Source organism: Rhizobium sp. R339 (assembly GCF_002211395.1).
Taxonomy (GTDB): domain Bacteria; phylum Pseudomonadota; class Alphaproteobacteria; order Rhizobiales; family Rhizobiaceae; genus Rhizobium.
Genome location: NZ_LOKV01000010.1, coordinates 101501 through 117921 on the forward strand (window position 1 = coordinate 101501; position 16421 = coordinate 117921).

The following is a 16421-nucleotide window of genomic DNA, read 5'->3' on the forward strand; positions in this document are numbered from 1 at the left end:
TTTCCCCACAATGCGCTGGCATTTGAGCGTTGGCGTTTGCGAGTGGGATAGGCATGGCTGAGAAACAACTTGCGTATGATACGCGCGGAAAAGACGATCTGTTTGCCGACGACGATCCGTTGGCCGAACTTGCCCGGATCGTCGGCTTCGAACCGCGTGTTGCAGCAAATACGGTGAACGAAGCCGCGCGGCGCGAGCCCGCCCTTGATCTCGAGGACGAGCTTGTGCGCGAGTTCGATCGTTACGACGCGCCGCGTCCGCTTGGCGAACTCGACCGGCCGGCCGAGCCGGTCGCCGAGGATATTGATCCCGAGGATTATGTCGAGCCCGTTCTCGACGCTGCCCCTGTTCTCGAAAGCGCTGAGGCTCCGGAGCTGGTTTCCGTCGCTCCCGCTCCCGCTCCCGTCGAGGAAGCGGCGGCGCCCGCCGCAAGGAGCTGGGACGAGCAGGCTGCCGATTGGGCGGCCGGCCCGCAGCAGCTTTCCGTCGATCCTGATTTCGAGGCGCCGGTTCAATCGGCCTTCGGCGGTGCACGCGACCTGATCGAGGAGCTTGAGCTGTCGATCGGCGCAGCCCCCGTCTCTGCCGTGCCACAGCCTGCCAAGGCGCCGCAATGGTCGGCTGCCAGCATCAGGCTGCCGCTTGCCAATTTCCATGCGGCCAAACGCGAGGAGCCGGTTGTTCAGCCGGAGCCGGTGGCCGAACCGGAAATCGAGTCGGTGGCCGAGGCGTCGTTCGCCGATCTCACCGAGGTCGAGCCGCAGCCTGCAATCCAGCAGCCGGCGCCAATCGCCGCTGTGGGGTCCGCCGAAGAATTCGAATTCGCCGCTCCATCGCTCGGCTTCCCCGCCGAACTCGATCGTCATGACGATGAGGCGGTCGCACCGGAAGAGACTCCGCAGGCCGAGGAACTCGTAGAAATTCAGGAAGATCAGGATTTCGATGCCGACGCCGGTTTCGATCTTGCTGCCGCAGTCGAAGGTGAAATCCAGGCCGATGCCGCGCTGACGGAGGTCGTTCCCGAAGTGCCGCATACCGCCGGCACCTTCGATCTCGACGATTTGCTCGCCGACGTCTCGCGCTATCCCGTGCCGAATCCGGTCTTGAAGCGCGCCAATCCGGTGGCCGTTGCGCCGCAACCCGCCGCGCCGCTTGAGGCTGCGCCCGTTGCTGCGGCACCTGTCCAGCGTGATCCGATCGTGCCTGTTCCGGTCGAACCGGCTCCGACCTATGCCGTCGAAGCCGCAAGGCCTATCGCACCGCAGCTTGTCGAGGCGGCTGCCCAGCAGCCTGCCGCAGCGGCTTATTCCCGGGCGCCACAGCCATTGCCGGAAGCCGACGACCCCTTCGCCGGTCATGATTTCGAGCTGGATCTTGCCGGCATCGAACTGGAACTCGCCGATCTCGATTTCTCCGAGCCGGGCGAAGCCGAGTCGCAGCCGGAACCGCAGGCGCCGGTGATGGCGCCGCAGCCGCGGGCGGTCGCCCCCGCGCCTCAGCAGGCAGCTCCTCTGCCTCAGCCGGTCACGCGTCCGCAGGCCGTTGTCGCGCCCGCGCAGCCCGCTCCAGTCGTCACCTCCGAGCCGCCGGCTCCAGCGCAGGCTCCAGCCTTCAACTGGACGCCGGTCGCCGACTCGACCGAAGACCTGCCGTTTGATCCGGCGATGATCTCCGATCCGGAGGAGCGCCCCGAGACGGTCGACGACATGCACGTGCCGGCACTGCCGCCGGTCGAGCAACCGGCGCCTGTTGCGAAAACCGCAGATTTCGATTTCGATCTCGATGCGGAAATCGCAAGCTTCTTCGAACCCGCCAAGCCGCGCGAAACGCCGGCGCCGGTTCGCGACACGGCCGCCGCCGCGGTGAAGCCGGTCAAGCCGACCATCGCCGATGGCCTTGATGATTTCGAACGGGCGCTGGAGGAAGATTTCCGCCGCAGCGTACGGGAACCCGTCGAGCGCCGCGAGAATGTTTCCGAAGTCCGCATCGAATCGGCAAGCCAGGCTGCCGATTTCAGCCGTGCCCGTTCGATGCGCCGCCTGCTGGCCGGCGCCGTCGTGCTGGTAGTCTTTGCCGGCGTCGGTTATGGCGTCTATTCCTCCGTCTGGAACGGCGAGGGGCTCGGTATCGTCGCATCGGGCGAGCCGCGCGTGATCGTCGCCGATAAGGAGCCCGTCAAGGTCGTTCCGGAAAATCCGGGCGGCAAGACCGTGCCGAACCAGGACAAGGCCGTCTACGACCGCGTTGCGGGTTCGGCCGAAGAGCCGAAGCAGAAAGCGCTCGTTTCCTCCGACGAGGCGCCCGTCGATGTCGTTCAGCGCACGCTGACGCCGGAGGCGCTGCCTGAGGACGATGAGAACGCCGGCGCCAATGATCAGATCACGCCGACCGCAGTCGGCGAGACGGAAGATCCGCGTCTGCTGCCGAGCCAGGACAGCGCCGACAGCAGTGCTGCAAGCGACGGCGACAAGGCTCCGTCCGTTTCGCCGCGCAAGGTCCGCACGATGATTGTCAAGCCGGACGGTACGTTGGTTGCCCGCGAGGACCTGGCGCCCGCCGATCAACCGGCGCAAGCTGCCCCGGCGACGCCGTCTGCCCAGGCGACTTCGCCGGCGCTGGCGCCCCAGTCGACCCCGGCCGTGCCTCCGGTCGGCGGATCGGCCGCAAGCTTCCCGGCAAGCGCCGAAGTCGCCTCCGCCGACGCTCGCTCAGCCGCACCCGTCGAAACCGCGCCGGCGCAACCGTCGCCCGCCGCAACCATCGATATGCCGGCCGCAGATTCTGCCTCGGCCGATGCGCCGGTGCGTCCGGTCAAGACGACGCCCGTCACCGATACCGCGCCAGTTCCGATGGCCCGCCCGGCCGAGCAGCCTGTCAACATCGTCGGCACCGTGACTGAGAAGGGCAATGTACGCCAGCCCGCGCAGCAGCCGAAGACGACGCAGGTCGCGGCCGCTTCACCGGCTGCCGCCCAGCCTCAGCAGGCAGCATCCGCCGGCGGCTACGGCATCCAGATCGCCTCGCTGCCGTCGGAAGACGAAGCCAACAAGTCCTATGCCAGCCTGTCGAAGAAATTCGCTGGCGTGCTCGGCGGCCGCGCCCATGAGATCCGCAGGGCCGATATCGCCGGCAAGGGCACTTTCTACCGTGTCCGTATCCCGGCCGGTTCCAAGGATGAAGCGGCTGCACTCTGCGAACAGTATCGCGCGGCCGGCGGAAGCTGCCTGATCTCCAAGTAACAGCGGATTGTTGAATAAAAGAGCGGCGGGCCGGATCGGCCCGCCGCTCTTTTTTGTGCATCTCGTCTGCGCTTGCTCGCATTTGCCGGGGCGGCGTCTATGATTCTGATATGACCGAATCAAAAGCGATGATCCTTGGCTGCAGCGGCCTTTCCCTCACTCCCGAAGAGAAAGCCTTTTATCGGGCCGAGCGGCCCTGGGGTTTCATCCTCTTCGGACGCAACATTTCCGAAGCGGCGCAGATCGCCGATCTCGTCGCCGAAATGCGCGAAAGCGTTGGCTGGCATGCGCCGGTGCTGATCGATCAGGAGGGCGGCCGCGTCCAGCGCATCCGCCCGCCCATCCTCTCGCGTTATCCTTCCGGCCAGGCGCTCGGCGATCTCTATCGCCGCGTCCCGGCGCTTGGGCTTCGCGCTGCCTGGCTGATGTCGCGGCTGCACGCCTTCGACCTTTCGAAGCTCGGCATCAATGTCGATTGCCTGCCGGTGCTCGATGTGCCGGTCGAGGGCAGCAGCAATGTCATCGGCGACCGCGCCTATGGCGGCGACCCCGAGACCGTGATCGCGATGGGCCGTGCAGCAGCCGATGGGCTGAAAGCCGGCGGCCTGCTGCCCGTGATGAAGCACATGCCGGGCCATGGCCGCGGCTTTGCGGATTCGCATCTGGAACTGCCCGTCGTCACCGTCTCGCGAAATGAGCTGGAGGCCCACGATTTCCCGCCCTTCGTCGCGATGAAGGATGAGTTGATGGCGATGACCTGCCACCTTGTCTTCACCGCGATCGACCCCGACAATCCGGCGACAACCTCACGTAAGGTGATCGATGGCGTCATCCGTGAGCATATCGGTTTCAACGGCCTGCTGCTCTCCGACGACAGCTCGATGAACGCTCTTTCCGGCACGATCGGCCAACGTGCGGCGAATATCATTGCAGGCGGGTGCGATATCGTGCTGCATTGCAATGGCAAGATGGACGAGATGGTGGATGTCGTGGCAAATGTTCCCGCGCTCGCCGGTCTGCCGCTTGCCCGCGCCAAGGCGGTGGAAACAGGCTTTGCGGCGCCGGATGCGGCTGATGAAGCGGAATTGAGGACGGACTTCGAGGCGATGTTTGCGACGGTCTGATCGTAAGGGAGCGGTGAGGTGAACACGGTCAAGGGCACGGAGCGTCCGCAGGCGGCAACGCCGATGGACAAGCTGTGGCAGGACAACAGCGCCGAGCGCGCCAGCCATGAGCCGGCGCTGGTGATCGACGTCGCCGGCTTCGAAGGCCCGCTCGACCTGTTGCTCTATCTCGCCCGCAATCAGAAGGTCGACCTGTCGCGCATTTCCGTGCTGGCGCTCGCCGAGCAATATCTGCAGTTCGTCGAAAGCGCCCGGCGGATCCGCATCGAGCTTGCCGCCGATTATCTCGTCATGGCGGCCTGGCTTGCCTATCTGAAGTCGCGGCTGCTGATACCTCAGCAGGTCAAGGATGACGGCCCGTCCGGCGAGGAAATGGCGGCAACGCTCGCCTTTCGCCTGAAGCGCCTCGAAGCCATGCGCCAGGCGGCGGAAGGCCTCGTCAACCGCAACCGCCTTGGCCGCGATATTTTTGCCCGCGGCGCGCCCGAGCATATTCCCGACCGGCAGCAATCCGCTTACGCGGCAAGCCTCTACGACCTCCTGACCGCCTATGCGGCGCTGCGTCAGCGCCATGCCGTCACGCAGGTGACGATCGAGAGGCGCAACGTCTGGTCGCTGACCGATGCGCGCGACCTGCTGACCCAGATGATCGGCGAAATCGGCGACTGGACGGCGATGGAGCATTATCTGTTGCGTTATCTCGCGGCACCCGAGGAACGCGTCACGGCGATCGCCAGCGCCTTCGCCGCCTCGCTGGAGCTGGTGCGGGAGGGCAAGCTCGAAATCCGCCAGGACGGCGCCTTTCAGCCGATTTTCATGCGTCGCGGCCCGAAACACGCCACGCTGCAGGTGGTTGAACAGGAGCGGCAGGCTTGATCGATCTGAACAGCGGAGAAGATTTCGAAGAGGAAGGCCGCGATATCCAGGCCGAGATCGAGGCCGAGCGGACCGCCGAGGCGCTGGTCTTCGCCTCGTCGCAGCCGGTTTCCGAAGGTTTCCTCGCCGAGCGCCTGCCGAGAGGTGCGGACGTGCGGGCGATCATGCAGCGGCTGAAGGAGCAATATGCCCCGCGTGGCGTCAATCTCGTCCAGATCGAGGGCGCCTGGGCCTTCCGCACCGCCGCCGATCTTTCCTTCGTCATCCGCCGTGACGACAACGAGGTAAAGAAGCTCTCGCGCGCGGCATTGGAAGTGCTGGCGATCATCGCCTATCACCAGCCGGTGACGCGCGCCGAAATCGAAGATATCCGCGGCGTCCAGACCTCGCGCGGCACGCTCGACGTGCTGATGGAGGCCGGCTGGGTGCGTTTTCGCGGTCGCAGACGCACGCCGGGCCGTCCGGTGACATTGGGCACGACGCGCGACTTTCTCGACCATTTCGGTCTCGAAGAGCTGCGCGATCTGCCCGGTCTCGAAGAATTGAAGGGAGCGGGCTTGCTGTCGGGCCGCATTCCGGCGAACTTCAATATTCCCTCGCCATTGATGAACGACGAGCTGACCGAGGATGAGGATCCGATCACCCAGATGGATCTCGAGGAACTTGGGTTGCTCGCCCCTCGCGGTGCCCCCGAAGATTGAACACCAGCGTCTTGTTTTTGCCATGCATCGCGAAAACAATGTCCTCACCACTTTTCGATGGGTCGGTGGCTTGTCACAAAGGGCGATACCGTGACATTAAGCTCAGTTCAAAGGGCTTGATGTTGGAAACGGTGTGGGAAATCCTTACATCGAGGGAACATCACAACAGGGAGTTAGCGTAATGGGTTCTTTTAGCATGTGGCACTGGCTGATCGTTCTGGTCATCGTGCTGTTGTTGTTCGGTCGCGGCAAGATCCCGGAACTGATGGGCGATGTCGCCAAGGGCATCAAGAGCTTCAAGAAGGGCATGACGGACGAAGATGCGCCGGAAACGGCGAAGACCGTCGATCACAAGGCCGACGAAACGAAATAACCAAGTCCGGGAAAAAGCGCAGCCCCCGCGCTTCCCGTCCAGGAGCCTTGCATGTTCGATATTGGCTGGACCGAGCTTTTGGTCATCGCGGTCGTGCTGATCGTCGTTGTCGGTCCCAAGGATTTGCCGCCGATGCTGCGCGCTTTCGGCAAGATGACGCAGCGTGCCCGCAAGGTGGCGGGCGAATTCCGTGCGCAGTTCGACGAAGCGCTGCGCGAGGCCGAGCTTGACGACGTCCGCCAGACGATCAGCGACGCCCAGAGGCTCAACCCGGTCAACAGCCTGCGCGAAGCGATGAACCCCCTTCGCCAGATGGGCAACGAGATCAAGGCCGATCTGCAGAAGGCGAGCACGCCGCCTGAGAACAAGACCGAGGTGCCGCCGGCCGCCGTTTCGGCCCCGACGCCGTCGATGAGCCTGCCGGAAACGCCGCCCTTGGTGCCGGCACCAGCGCCGGAACCGGTCGCCGCAGCGGCCGTCCAGGCCGATACGATTGCCGCCAAGCCGAAGGCGCCACGCAAGCCGCGTGTCAAGGCTGCCGATAAGGCCGATGCCGCCGCCGCCATCGCCGCGCCGGTCGAAAAGCCGAAACGCGCGACGGCAGCCAGGAAGCCCGCAACGCCGAAAACGCCGGCGCAGACCGAGAAGAAGGACGAGGCATGAGCGGTGATATCGAAGACAAGCCGCAGCCGTTGATCGAGCACCTGATGGAGTTGCGCACGCGGCTGATGTGGTCGATCGGCGCGTTCTTCATCGCCTTCATCGTGTGCTTCTTTTTCGCCAAGCACATCTTCAACTACCTAGTCTACCCCTACAAGCTCGCCGTCAGCTGGGCCAACCTCGATGTCGAGAAGGCGCAGCTCATCTACACCGCGCCGCAGGAATTCTTCTTCACACAGGTGAAGGTTGCCATGTTCGGCGGCCTTGTCATCGCTTTTCCTATCATCGCCGCGCAGATCTACAAATTCGTCGCACCGGGCCTCTATAAGAACGAACGCGCGGCCTTCCTGCCGTTCCTGATCGCGTCTCCGATCCTGTTCCTCCTGGGCGCCGCGTTGGTCTATTTCTTCTTCACGCCGATGGTCATGTGGTTCTTCCTGTCGATGCAGCAGGCACCCGGCCATGACGAGGTAGCGATCTCGCTGCTGCCGAAGGTTTCGGAATATCTGAGCCTTATCATGACGCTGGTCTTCTCCTTCGGCCTCGTCTTCCAGCTGCCGGTTGTCACCACGCTTCTCGCCCGCGTCGGGCTGCTGACGTCGCAATGGCTGTCGGAAAAACGCAAATTCGCGATCGTGCTCGCTTTCGTCGTCGCCGCGATCCTGACGCCGCCCGATCCGATGTCCCAGATCGGTCTTGCGCTGCCGACGATCCTTCTCTACGAGATTTCAATCTACGCGGCACGACTCGTGGAGCGTCAGCGTTCCCAACGGGCACTTGAAGAGGAATCTGGTTCCTCCGACGTCGCCAAGACGGACAGCGTCTGACCGTCCCGGACATCTCCTTGAAGTCTGCCGTTTCCTATCCGGTCGGGTTTTCCGGCCGGGTCATTTCTGTTGCAACGAGTTGGAACGACGATGCTCGATATCAAATGGATCCGTGAGAATCCCGAAGCGCTCGATGCCGCCCTTGCCAAGCGCAACGCGGAGCCTTTGGCCCAAGGTCTCGTCGCCCTTGATGAAAAGCGCCGCTCCGCCGTGCAGAAGGCACAGGATCTGCTCTCCCGCCGCAACGCCGCCTCCAAAGAGATCGGCGCGGCCATGGCGCAGAAGAACATTGAGCTGGCCGAAAAGCTGAAGGCCGAGGTCGCCGAAATCAAGGAGACGCTGCCCGCAGCCGAGGAGGAGGAGCGCACGCTTTCCGCCGAGCTCAACGACGCGCTCTCGCGCATCCCGAACGTGCCGTTCGACGACGTTCCCGTCGGCAAGGACGAGCACGATAATGTCGTCACCCGCATCGTCGGCGAAAAGCCGCGCTGGAACCATACGCCGAAGGAGCACTTCGAAATCGGCGAGGCACTCGGCTACATGGACTTCGAGCGCGCCGCCAAGCTCTCCGGCTCGCGCTTCACGGTTCTGACGGCGCAGCTTGCGCGACTCGAGCGCGCGCTCGGTCAATTCATGATCGATCTCCACACCCGCGAGCACGGCTATACCGAAGTCAGCTCGCCGCTGATGGTGCGCGGCGAAGCGCTGTTCGGCACCGGCAATCTGCCGAAGTTCGAAGAGGATCTCTTCAAGACGACCGACGGTCGCTACCTCATTCCGACGGCCGAGGTGACGCTCACCAATCTGGTGCGCGAGGAAATCCTCGACCAGGACAAGCTGCCGCTGCGCTTCACGGCATTGACGCCCTCCTTCCGCTCGGAAGCGGGCTCCGCCGGCCGCGACACGCGCGGCATGCTGCGCCAGCACCAGTTCTGGAAGTGCGAGCTCGTCTCGATCACCGATGCGGAAAGCTCGATTGCCGAGCATGAACGGATGACCGCCTGTGCCGAGGAAGTGCTGAAGCGCCTCGGCCTGCATTTCCGCACCATGACGCTTTGCACCGGTGACATGGGTTTCGGCTCGCGCAAGACCTATGATCTCGAAGTCTGGCTGCCGGGGCAGAATGCCTTCCGCGAAATCTCCTCCTGCTCGGTCTGCGGCGATTTCCAGGCCCGCCGGATGAATGCGCGCTACCGCGGCAAGGACGACAAGAGCAATAAGCTCGTTCATACGCTGAACGGCTCCGGCACTGCCGTCGGCCGCTGCCTGATCGCCGTCCTCGAAAATTATCTGAATGAAGACGGCTCCGTCACGATTCCGGACGTTTTGCTGCCTTATATGGGCGGATTGACCAAGATCGAACGGGCGGCTTGAGGCGATGCGCATCCTGCTTACGAATGACGACGGCATTCACGCTGAAGGTCTCGCCGCGCTGGAGCGGATCGCGCGCACGCTGTCCGACGATGTCTGGATCGTCGCGCCCGAAACCGACCAGAGCGGCCTTGCCCATTCGCTGAGCCTTTCCGAACCCCTGCGCCTGCGCAAGATTTCCGACAAGCATTTCGCGCTGCGCGGCACGCCGACCGATTGCGTCATCATGGGCATCAGGCAGGTGATGGACATTAAGCCGGACCTGGTTCTGTCAGGCGTCAATTCCGGCTCGAACGTCGCAGACGACGTGACCTATTCCGGCACGATTGCCGGCGCCATCGAAGGCACGATGCAGGGTGTTCGCTCCTTCGCTCTGAGCCAGGCCTATCTCTATGAGGACGGCGCGCGCATCGTGCCCTGGGAAGTGTGCGAGGCGCATGCGCCGGCTCTTCTCGAAAAGCTGATGGTTTTGGACCTGCCGGAAGGCACCTTCCTCAATCTCAATTTCCCGAACTGCCGTCCCGAGGAAGTCGATGGCGCTGAGGTGACCATGCAGGGCAAGCTCGCCTTCAATCTGCAGGTCGACGCCCGCTCCGATGGCCGGGGCTTCCCCTATTACTGGCTGAAGTTCGGCGAGCGCGCCGGCGCCTTTGTCGAAGGCACCGATATTCACGCCTTGAAGCACAACAAGATTTCGGTAACGCCTTTGAAACTGGATCTGACCGATTATTCCGTGACGGACCGCGTGGCGCGGGCACTGGGATACGGAGCACAGGTTTGACGGCAAGACTGGCGGAGAAGGAAGGCTTTGCGGCGCTCGTCCTCAGGTTGCGCGCCGAAGGCATCTCCGACCTCGATCTGCTGACGGCGGTCGAGCAGACGCAGCGCTCGCTCTTCGTGCCGCCGCAATTCGCAGACAACGCCTATTCCAGCCGGACGATACCGATCGAATGCGGCTCCTTCCTCGAAGGCATCGATTTTGCCGTCCGTATTCTGCATCATCTGAAGCTCAAGCCGGGGCAGCGCGTTCTGGAGATCGGTACCGGAAGCGGCTTTACCGCCGCCGTCATGGGCCGGCTTGCCGAGCGTGTTCTGTCTATAGACCGCTACAAGACGCTGACATCGGCGGCGCAGCGGCGAATGGAATCGCTTGGCCTGCGCAACGTCGTCATCCGCCATGCCGACGGCAGCGCCGGCATGCAGGGCGAGGGCACTTTCGATCGCATCCTGGTAACGGCCGCCTTCAACGCTATGCCGCGCTTTTATAGCGACCAACTGGTTTCCGGCGGTTCGATGATTGCGCCGCTGATGATTTCCGAGAACGAGTGCCGCATGGTGCGGCTGACGAAAACCGGCAGCCGGTTCGAACGCGAGGAACTGTTCGAAGCCCCTTATCTGCCGATCGTTCCGCGCCTTGCCTCGCAGCTTTAGGACTGTGATTTTTCACCCGTAAGCTATGGTTAGCAACTCCTCAAAAATATCGCACTGATTCCAGCATCTTAACCGCGTGGTAACACTAACGCGCTTTAATAGACTCACAAATGGTTGCGTTCTCAGTGGGTCGAGTCATGCGTTTCAGTCTTTCGCCGAAGTTCGGGAAGTCGGCCGGTAATCTTCTGGTTGTTGGCTTGCTTGCAAGTGCCGCAACGGGCTGCAGTTCCGATGTGACACGGTTTGGCGGCTTGTTTTCCTCCTCAGGGCAGGATCAGATCACCACAAGTTCCATTCCGCGCAGCGGCGGGCAGCAGGGTGATCCGGTGCCGCGCGCCGATCTCGGCGGCTCCGCCGTTGCAAGCCAGTCGGGCTATGGCGGCAATGATGCGATGAACCAGCCCTATCCGGCGCGTCCGAGTTACGATCCGGTCCGCACGTCGAGCGCCCGTATGGCTTCGGCGCCGGTCTCGGTGCAGCGTTCCGAACTTGCCGCTCCGACGGCTGTTGCGCCGTCCCGTCAGCGGGAAAAGGAAGTTGCGCTCGCCCAGCCTTTCCCGGCGTCGCCTCAGGCCGAAAAGCCCCGGCTGGTCGCCCCGGCTGCGCCGAAAGCAGCGCCCGATGCCCTGACGACGGGCACGACGCCGAAGGTTTCCGGCTGGTCCGCGGCCAACGCGCCATCCGTGACGCTGCGTCCGGGTGAAAGCACAGCGACGCTCGCCAGACGCTTCGGTGTTCCGGAAAAGGAAATCCTGCGCGTCAACAACCTGAAGACGGCTTCCGCCGCGACGCCCGGTCAGGCAATCCTCATCCCGACCTACAATGGCGGCAATGCTGCCAAGGCGGCGTCGCAGGCGGCGGATCTCTCCAAGCCCGGTCAGATGCCGGAGCCGGCCAAGGCGCCGGAGCAGAAGGTGGCCGTCGTTCCCGGCGCCAACTCCGCCCGCGACAAGACCCTGGCGAGCGCCGATCCCACCGGCAAGCTTCCGGCTGGCGCCGGCAAGGATCCGAAGGCGCCTGCCGGCGGCTATGTCGTCAAACAGGGCGATTCGCTGGCAAAGATCGCCAAGGCGACCGGCACCAGTGTCGACGATCTCAAGGCCGCCAACAATCTCTCGGCCAATTCGCTGCGCGTCGGCCAGGCCCTGAAGGTCCCGACGGCCTCCGCCGACACCATGAAGACCGCCTCGATCCCGGCTGAAAAGGTCGATGCGAAGCCGGCCGAGTCCGCGCCTGCCCAGCAGACGGCGTCCGTTCAGCCCGCGCCTTACAAGGCTCCGGCTGCGACCCAGACCGTCGACGATGTCGAGAAGAAGTCTGATGTCAGCTCCGCAGCGCCGGAATCGACCGGTATCGGCAAATACCGCTGGCCGGTTCGCGGTCAGGTCATTGCTTCCTACGGCGCCAACGTCAACGGCAACCGCAATGACGGCATCGATATCTCTGTGCCGCAGGGCACGCCGATCAAGGCCGCCGAAAACGGCGTCGTCATCTATGCCGGCAACGGCCTGAAGGAACTGGGCAATACGGTTCTCGTCCGCCACGACGACGGCACCGTCACCGTCTACGGCAATGCCGATACGCTGAGCGTCACCCGCGGCCAGAAGATCCAGCGCGGCCAGACCGTTGCGGTTTCCGGCATGAGCGGCGACGTCAAGCAGCCGCAGGTCCACTTCGAGGTGCGCAAGGATGCGTCCCCGGTCAATCCGATGACTTTCCTGGAATAGGTATAGCGTACCAGGAAGCGCAAAAGCCCGGCCACCCGCCGGGCTTTTGTCATTTAATGTGCAGACGCAGCGCGCATCAGGCTCGGTCGATATGGATGCGCATGCGCCCGGCCAGATCCTGAATATACTGCCATGCGACGCGGCCGGAGCGGGCGCCGCGCGTCGTCGCCCATTCCAGTGCCTCCGCGTGCATCTTGTCGCGTTCGAGCCCGAGCTTGAAGTGGTCGGCATAGCCGTCGATCATGCCGAGATAATCGTCCTGGCTGCATTTATGGAAGCCGAGCCAGAGGCCGAAGCGGTCGGACAGCGACACCTTCTCCTCGACGGCTTCCGACGGATTGATCGCCGTCGACTGCTCGTTTTCCATCATGTGGCGCGGCAGGAGATGGCGCCGGTTCGATGTGGCGTAGAAGAGCACATTGTCCGGCCGCCCTTCGACGCCGCCGTCGAGTGCCGCCTTCAGCGATTTGTAGGCAGTGTCGTCGTGGTCGAAGGAGAGGTCGTCGCAGAAGACGATGACGCGGTACGGCGTGTCCTTCAACAGGTCGAGCAGGGTGGGAAGGCTCGCAATGTCCTCGCGATGCACTTCCACCAGCTTCAGCGCAACGCCGCTTTCGCGCCTGATATCCTCGTGCACGGCCTTGACCAGCGAGGATTTGCCCATGCCGCGCGCGCCCCAGAGCAAAACGTTGTTGGCGGCATAACCTTCGGCGAAACGCACCGTATTTTCGTGCAGGATGTCGCGCACGTGGTCGACGCCGCGGATGAGCTTCAGCGCCACGCGGTTTGGTTTCTTCACGGGCTGCAGATGCTGGCGCTGCGGCGCCCAGACGAAACAGTCGGCCGCGTCCCAGTCGTTGACGACCGGCGCCGGGCCGGCAAGGCGCTCGACGGCGTCGGCGAGCCGCTTCAGTTCGGCAAGCAGGGCGGCGTTGGTTTCCTCGGTCATCGGGAACTCCTGATTTCTCGCTATAGCAATCCGCTTTGATCTTTCGATGCGGGGTAGCATGGCATTTTGAACCCGGAAAGGTTATGAGGCAGCGGAATCGGTACTGTCTCCGGCTGTTTCTGTTGCATTCATCGAAGCGGCAACTATAGTCCGGCAACCTGAAAAGAGAGGCGGAGTTCCGCCGTAGAAGCCTGAGGAGTTTAGCATGTTCATCACCCCGGCATTCGCCCAAACTGCGACCGATACCGCAACGGGATTCGGCAGCTCCGGTTTCGAAATGATCATCCTGTTTGTGCCGCTGATGGTCGTCTGGTACTTCCTGCTGATCCGTCCGCAGCGCGCGCAGGCCAAGAAGCGCGAAGAAACCCTGAAATCGATCCGTCGCGGCGATCAGGTGGTGACCGGCGGCGGTCTCGTCGGCAAGGTCACCAAGGTCGTCGACGACAAGGAACTGGAAGTCGAGATCGCAGAAGGCGTTCGCGTGCGCATCGTCCGCAGCGGCATTTCCGATGTTCGCGTCAAGGGTGAACCTGTCAAGGCCGACGCCGCGTAACAAGCGCTAACGGCAGGACCGCCGGATCGGAAGATCGTCGAGAGAATGTTTTATTTTTCCCGCTGGAAAACACTTCTGATCTGGCTCGTCGCGTTCGCAGCGATCGTCGTTGTTGCGCCCAATCTCATGAGCGAGGCGCAGCGCGCCTCTCTGCCGGCCTGGCTGCGTCATGACCGTGTGACGCTCGGTCTCGACCTGCAGGGCGGTTCGCATATCGTTCTGAAGGTCGAGCGCTCCGATATCGTCAAGGACCGGCTGGAAGAGGTGGTCGCAAATGTGCGCAATGCGCTGCGCGGCGCCGGTATCCGCTATACCGGGCTGGCCGGCAACGGCCAGATCGTCACGGTACGGATCACCGATCCGGCTGAGACCGAGAAGGCGGTCGATCTCCTCAAGCCTTTGACGGCGGCTGGTGGAAAGTCGGGACCTGAGGTCGCCCTGCAGCAAGGGGCGGAAGGGCAGCTTTCGCTGCAGATTTCCGATGCAAGCATCACCGCCGACGTCAGCTCCGCCCAGACCCGGTCGCTCGATATCGTCAGCGGTCGCATCGCGGGCTTCGGCTACGACAATTTCAGCGTCCGCGCCGATGGCGACGACCGGATCGTCGTGCAAGTGTTGGGATCGGTCGATGCGGAGCGATTGAAAAACCTGCTCAACCAGCCGGCCAGGCTCTCCTTCCATCTGATCGATGAAAGTATGTCGGGGCAGGAGGCGCTGAACGGTCGCTGGCCGGTGACATCCGAGGTCCTCTATTCGCTGGACGATCCGCCGGTTCCCTATCTCGTCGACCGCACGGCTTTCGCCACTGCCGGCAACATGGTGGATATCGAGCCGGTCATTGACCCGCAGACGCAGGACACGTCGATCGCCTATCGTCTCGATGCGGAAGGCACAGCGCGTCTGGCGCAAGTAACGGGGCAGAATGTCGGCAAGCACCTTGCCATCGTCTTCGACGACCAGGTGATGTCGGCGCCGGTCATCGAGGCGCCGATCACCGGCGGCGAGGGCCGGATTTCAGCCAATTTCTCTGAAGATGGCGTTCGTGATCTTGCGGTGATGCTGCGCGCCGGTGCTTTGCCGGCGACGCTGACGAGCGTCGAGGAGCGTAGCGTCAGCCCCGGCTTCGGCGCCGAATCTATCTTCTCCGGTCTCATTGCCGGGCTCGTGGCCGTGGTGCTGGTCGCAGCGCTGATGATCGTGCTCTATCGCATCCTCGGTGTCATCGCCGTCGTCTCGCTCTTCTTCAATCTGATCCTCATCGTTGCAGCGCTCAGCCTTGCCGGCGCGACGCTGACCTTGCCCGGGATTGCCGGCATCGTCCTGATCGTCGGCATGGCGGTCGATTCGAACGTGCTGATCTACGAGCGCACCCGCGAAGAGGAAAAGACCGCCCATTCCTTCGCCGAGGCCGTCAGCCGCGGGTTTTCTCGCGCATTCGCAACGATCGTCGATGCGAATGTCACGATCTTCATCGCTGCCGTCATCCTCTTCTTCCTCGGCAGCGAATCCATCCGCGGTTTCGCGGTGACGCTGGCGGTCGGCATTCTCAGTACCGTTTTTGTGGCTTTCACGTTGACGCGCTCGATCATCGCGATCTGGCTGCGGCGGCGCCATCCCCGGCATCTGCCGAAGAGCGTGCTGACGCATCTCTTCGAACACGCCAATATCCGCTTCATGGGGATCCGCCGCTATGTCTTCACGACGTCGGCGGTCGTCTCGCTGATTGCCATGGCCGCCTTCGCGACGGTCGGCCTGCATCTAGGCATCGATTTCACCGGCGGCTCGCTCATCGAGGTAACGGCGAAGCAGGGCAATGCCGACATTGCCGATCTCAGGTCGCGCCTCAACGATCTCAATCTCGGCGAGGTGCAGGTGGAACCCACGGGCGGGCCGGCCAACGCACGGATCCGCATCGAATCCCAGGGCGGCGGCGAGAATGCCGAGCAGTCGGCGGCGACGCTGGTGCGCGGCGAGCTCGAGGCGGATTACGATTTCCGCCGCGTCGAGGTGGTCGGCCCTGCCATTTCGGGCGAATTGACGATGATGGCGACGCTGGGCGTGCTGGCGGCCCTTGCGGCGATCCTGATCTACATCTGGATCCGCTTCGAATGGCAGTTCGCCGTCGGCGCGATCGTCGCGACGCTACACGACGTCATCATCATGCTCGGCCTCTTCGTGCTGACCGGCATCGAGTTCAACCTGACGAGCATCGCCGCCGTGCTGACCATCGTCGGCTACTCGCTGAACGATACCGTCGTCGTCTATGACCGGATGCGCGAAAATCTGCAGCGTTACAGGAAGATGCCGCTGCCGATCCTGATCGATGCCTCGATCAATCAGACGCTGTCGCGCACCATCCTGACGGCGGCGACGACGCTGCTTGCCTTGCTGGCGCTGTGCCTCTTCGGCGGCGAAGTCATTCGCTCCTTCTCCTTTGCGATGCTCTTCGGCGTCGCTCTCGGCACTTTCTCTTCGATCTATATCGCCGCTCCCGTATTGATCGTCTTCCGGCTGCGGCCGGAAACTCCCGACGGAGAGGAGAGCAACAAGACGGATACTGGTGTAAGATCCGGCACGGTGGTTTGAAGAC

General features: G+C 63.3%; 14 protein-coding genes. 13 read left to right on the forward strand and 1 reads right to left on the reverse strand.

Annotation, left to right across the window (positions count from 1 at the left end):
• The first annotated feature begins 53 nt into the window (after positions 1 to 53).
• The 11 genes from ATY76_RS13665 (at position 54) to ATY76_RS13715 (ending at position 12329) form a co-directional block, all read left to right on the forward strand.
• On the forward strand, positions 54 to 3239 hold the full coding sequence (locus ATY76_RS13665) for an SPOR domain-containing protein (RefSeq protein WP_088675286.1): 3186 nt from the start codon (positions 54 to 56) through the stop codon (positions 3237 to 3239).
• Between the two features lie 110 nt (positions 3240 to 3349).
• Complete coding sequence (gene nagZ, locus ATY76_RS13670) at positions 3350 to 4363, forward strand: beta-N-acetylhexosaminidase (protein WP_088675287.1); 1014 nt, start codon at positions 3350 to 3352, stop codon at positions 4361 to 4363.
• A gap of 18 nt (positions 4364 to 4381) precedes the next feature.
• A complete protein-coding gene (locus tag ATY76_RS13675; RefSeq protein WP_088675288.1) occupies positions 4382 to 5239 on the forward strand; it encodes a ScpA family protein in 858 nt (285 codons plus the stop codon).
• A complete protein-coding gene (gene scpB / locus ATY76_RS13680; RefSeq protein WP_088675289.1) occupies positions 5236 to 5940 on the forward strand; it encodes an SMC-Scp complex subunit ScpB in 705 nt (234 codons plus the stop codon). Before ATY76_RS13675 ends, scpB begins: the two co-directional genes overlap by 4 nt.
• A gap of 181 nt (positions 5941 to 6121) precedes the next feature.
• Positions 6122 to 6313: a twin-arginine translocase TatA/TatE family subunit gene (locus tag ATY76_RS13685; RefSeq protein WP_064709192.1), complete on the forward strand. Its 192-nt coding sequence runs from the start codon at positions 6122 to 6124 to the stop codon at positions 6311 to 6313.
• Between the two features lie 51 nt (positions 6314 to 6364).
• Positions 6365 to 6976 (forward strand): Sec-independent protein translocase protein TatB, encoded by a 612-nt coding sequence (tatB, locus tag ATY76_RS13690; RefSeq protein ID WP_088675290.1) that lies wholly within the window; start codon positions 6365 to 6367, stop codon positions 6974 to 6976.
• Entirely contained in the window at positions 6973 to 7800 is an 828-nt protein-coding gene (tatC, locus tag ATY76_RS13695) for a twin-arginine translocase subunit TatC (protein WP_088675291.1), read from the forward strand. Before tatB ends, tatC begins: the two co-directional genes overlap by 4 nt.
• A gap of 90 nt (positions 7801 to 7890) precedes the next feature.
• Positions 7891 to 9174, forward strand: a complete 1284-nt coding sequence (gene serS, locus ATY76_RS13700) for a serine--tRNA ligase (RefSeq protein WP_088675292.1) — start codon at positions 7891 to 7893, stop codon at positions 9172 to 9174.
• Positions 9175 to 9178: 4 nt separating this feature from the next.
• Positions 9179 to 9952 (forward strand): 5'/3'-nucleotidase SurE, encoded by a 774-nt coding sequence (surE, locus tag ATY76_RS13705; protein WP_088675293.1) that lies wholly within the window; start codon positions 9179 to 9181, stop codon positions 9950 to 9952.
• Positions 9949 to 10602, forward strand: coding sequence for a protein-L-isoaspartate(D-aspartate) O-methyltransferase (locus ATY76_RS13710; RefSeq protein WP_088675294.1), 654 nt, complete (start codon positions 9949 to 9951; stop codon positions 10600 to 10602). Before surE ends, ATY76_RS13710 begins: the two co-directional genes overlap by 4 nt.
• 137 nt (positions 10603 to 10739) lie before the next feature.
• Positions 10740 to 12329, forward strand: coding sequence for a M23 family metallopeptidase (locus tag ATY76_RS13715; protein ID WP_088675295.1), 1590 nt, complete (start codon positions 10740 to 10742; stop codon positions 12327 to 12329).
• Positions 12330 to 12405: 76 nt separating this feature from the next.
• Here the strand turns inward: ATY76_RS13715 and ATY76_RS13720 are convergent, their stop codons facing one another.
• Positions 12406 to 13278 carry an ATP-binding protein gene (locus ATY76_RS13720; protein ID WP_088675296.1) on the reverse strand — a complete coding sequence of 291 codons (873 nt, stop codon included), beginning with the start codon at positions 13276 to 13278 and terminating at the stop codon, positions 12406 to 12408.
• A 205-nt stretch (positions 13279 to 13483) separates the two neighbouring features.
• On the opposite strand from ATY76_RS13720, the gene yajC reads away from it, so the two are divergent.
• Together yajC and secDF are read left to right on the forward strand one after the other, a co-directional pair.
• A complete protein-coding gene (yajC, locus tag ATY76_RS13725) occupies positions 13484 to 13831 on the forward strand; it encodes a preprotein translocase subunit YajC (protein WP_088675297.1) in 348 nt (115 codons plus the stop codon).
• A gap of 45 nt (positions 13832 to 13876) precedes the next feature.
• Complete coding sequence (gene secDF / locus ATY76_RS13730) at positions 13877 to 16417, forward strand: protein translocase subunit SecDF (protein WP_088675298.1); 2541 nt, start codon at positions 13877 to 13879, stop codon at positions 16415 to 16417.
• Positions 16418 to 16421: the final 4 nt, after the last annotated feature.

Coding starts and splice junctions, on each gene's coding strand:
- nagZ (WP_088675287.1), top strand. CDS start 3,350: ATGACCGAATCAAAAGCGATGATCCTTGGCTGCAGCGGCCTTTCCCTC.
- surE (WP_088675293.1), top strand. CDS start 9,179: ATGCGCATCCTGCTTACGAATGACGACGGCATTCACGCTGAAGGTCTC.
- secDF (WP_088675298.1), top strand. CDS start 13,877: ATGTTTTATTTTTCCCGCTGGAAAACACTTCTGATCTGGCTCGTCGCG.
- ATY76_RS13715 (WP_088675295.1), top strand. CDS start 10,740: ATGCGTTTCAGTCTTTCGCCGAAGTTCGGGAAGTCGGCCGGTAATCTT.
- tatC (WP_088675291.1), top strand. CDS start 6,973: ATGAGCGGTGATATCGAAGACAAGCCGCAGCCGTTGATCGAGCACCTG.
- serS (WP_088675292.1), top strand. CDS start 7,891: ATGCTCGATATCAAATGGATCCGTGAGAATCCCGAAGCGCTCGATGCC.
- tatB (WP_088675290.1), top strand. CDS start 6,365: ATGTTCGATATTGGCTGGACCGAGCTTTTGGTCATCGCGGTCGTGCTG.
- ATY76_RS13685 (WP_064709192.1), top strand. CDS start 6,122: ATGGGTTCTTTTAGCATGTGGCACTGGCTGATCGTTCTGGTCATCGTG.
- ATY76_RS13720 (WP_088675296.1), bottom strand. CDS start 13,278: ATGACCGAGGAAACCAACGCCGCCCTGCTTGCCGAACTGAAGCGGCTC.
- ATY76_RS13665 (WP_088675286.1), top strand. CDS start 54: ATGGCTGAGAAACAACTTGCGTATGATACGCGCGGAAAAGACGATCTG.
- yajC (WP_088675297.1), top strand. CDS start 13,484: ATGTTCATCACCCCGGCATTCGCCCAAACTGCGACCGATACCGCAACG.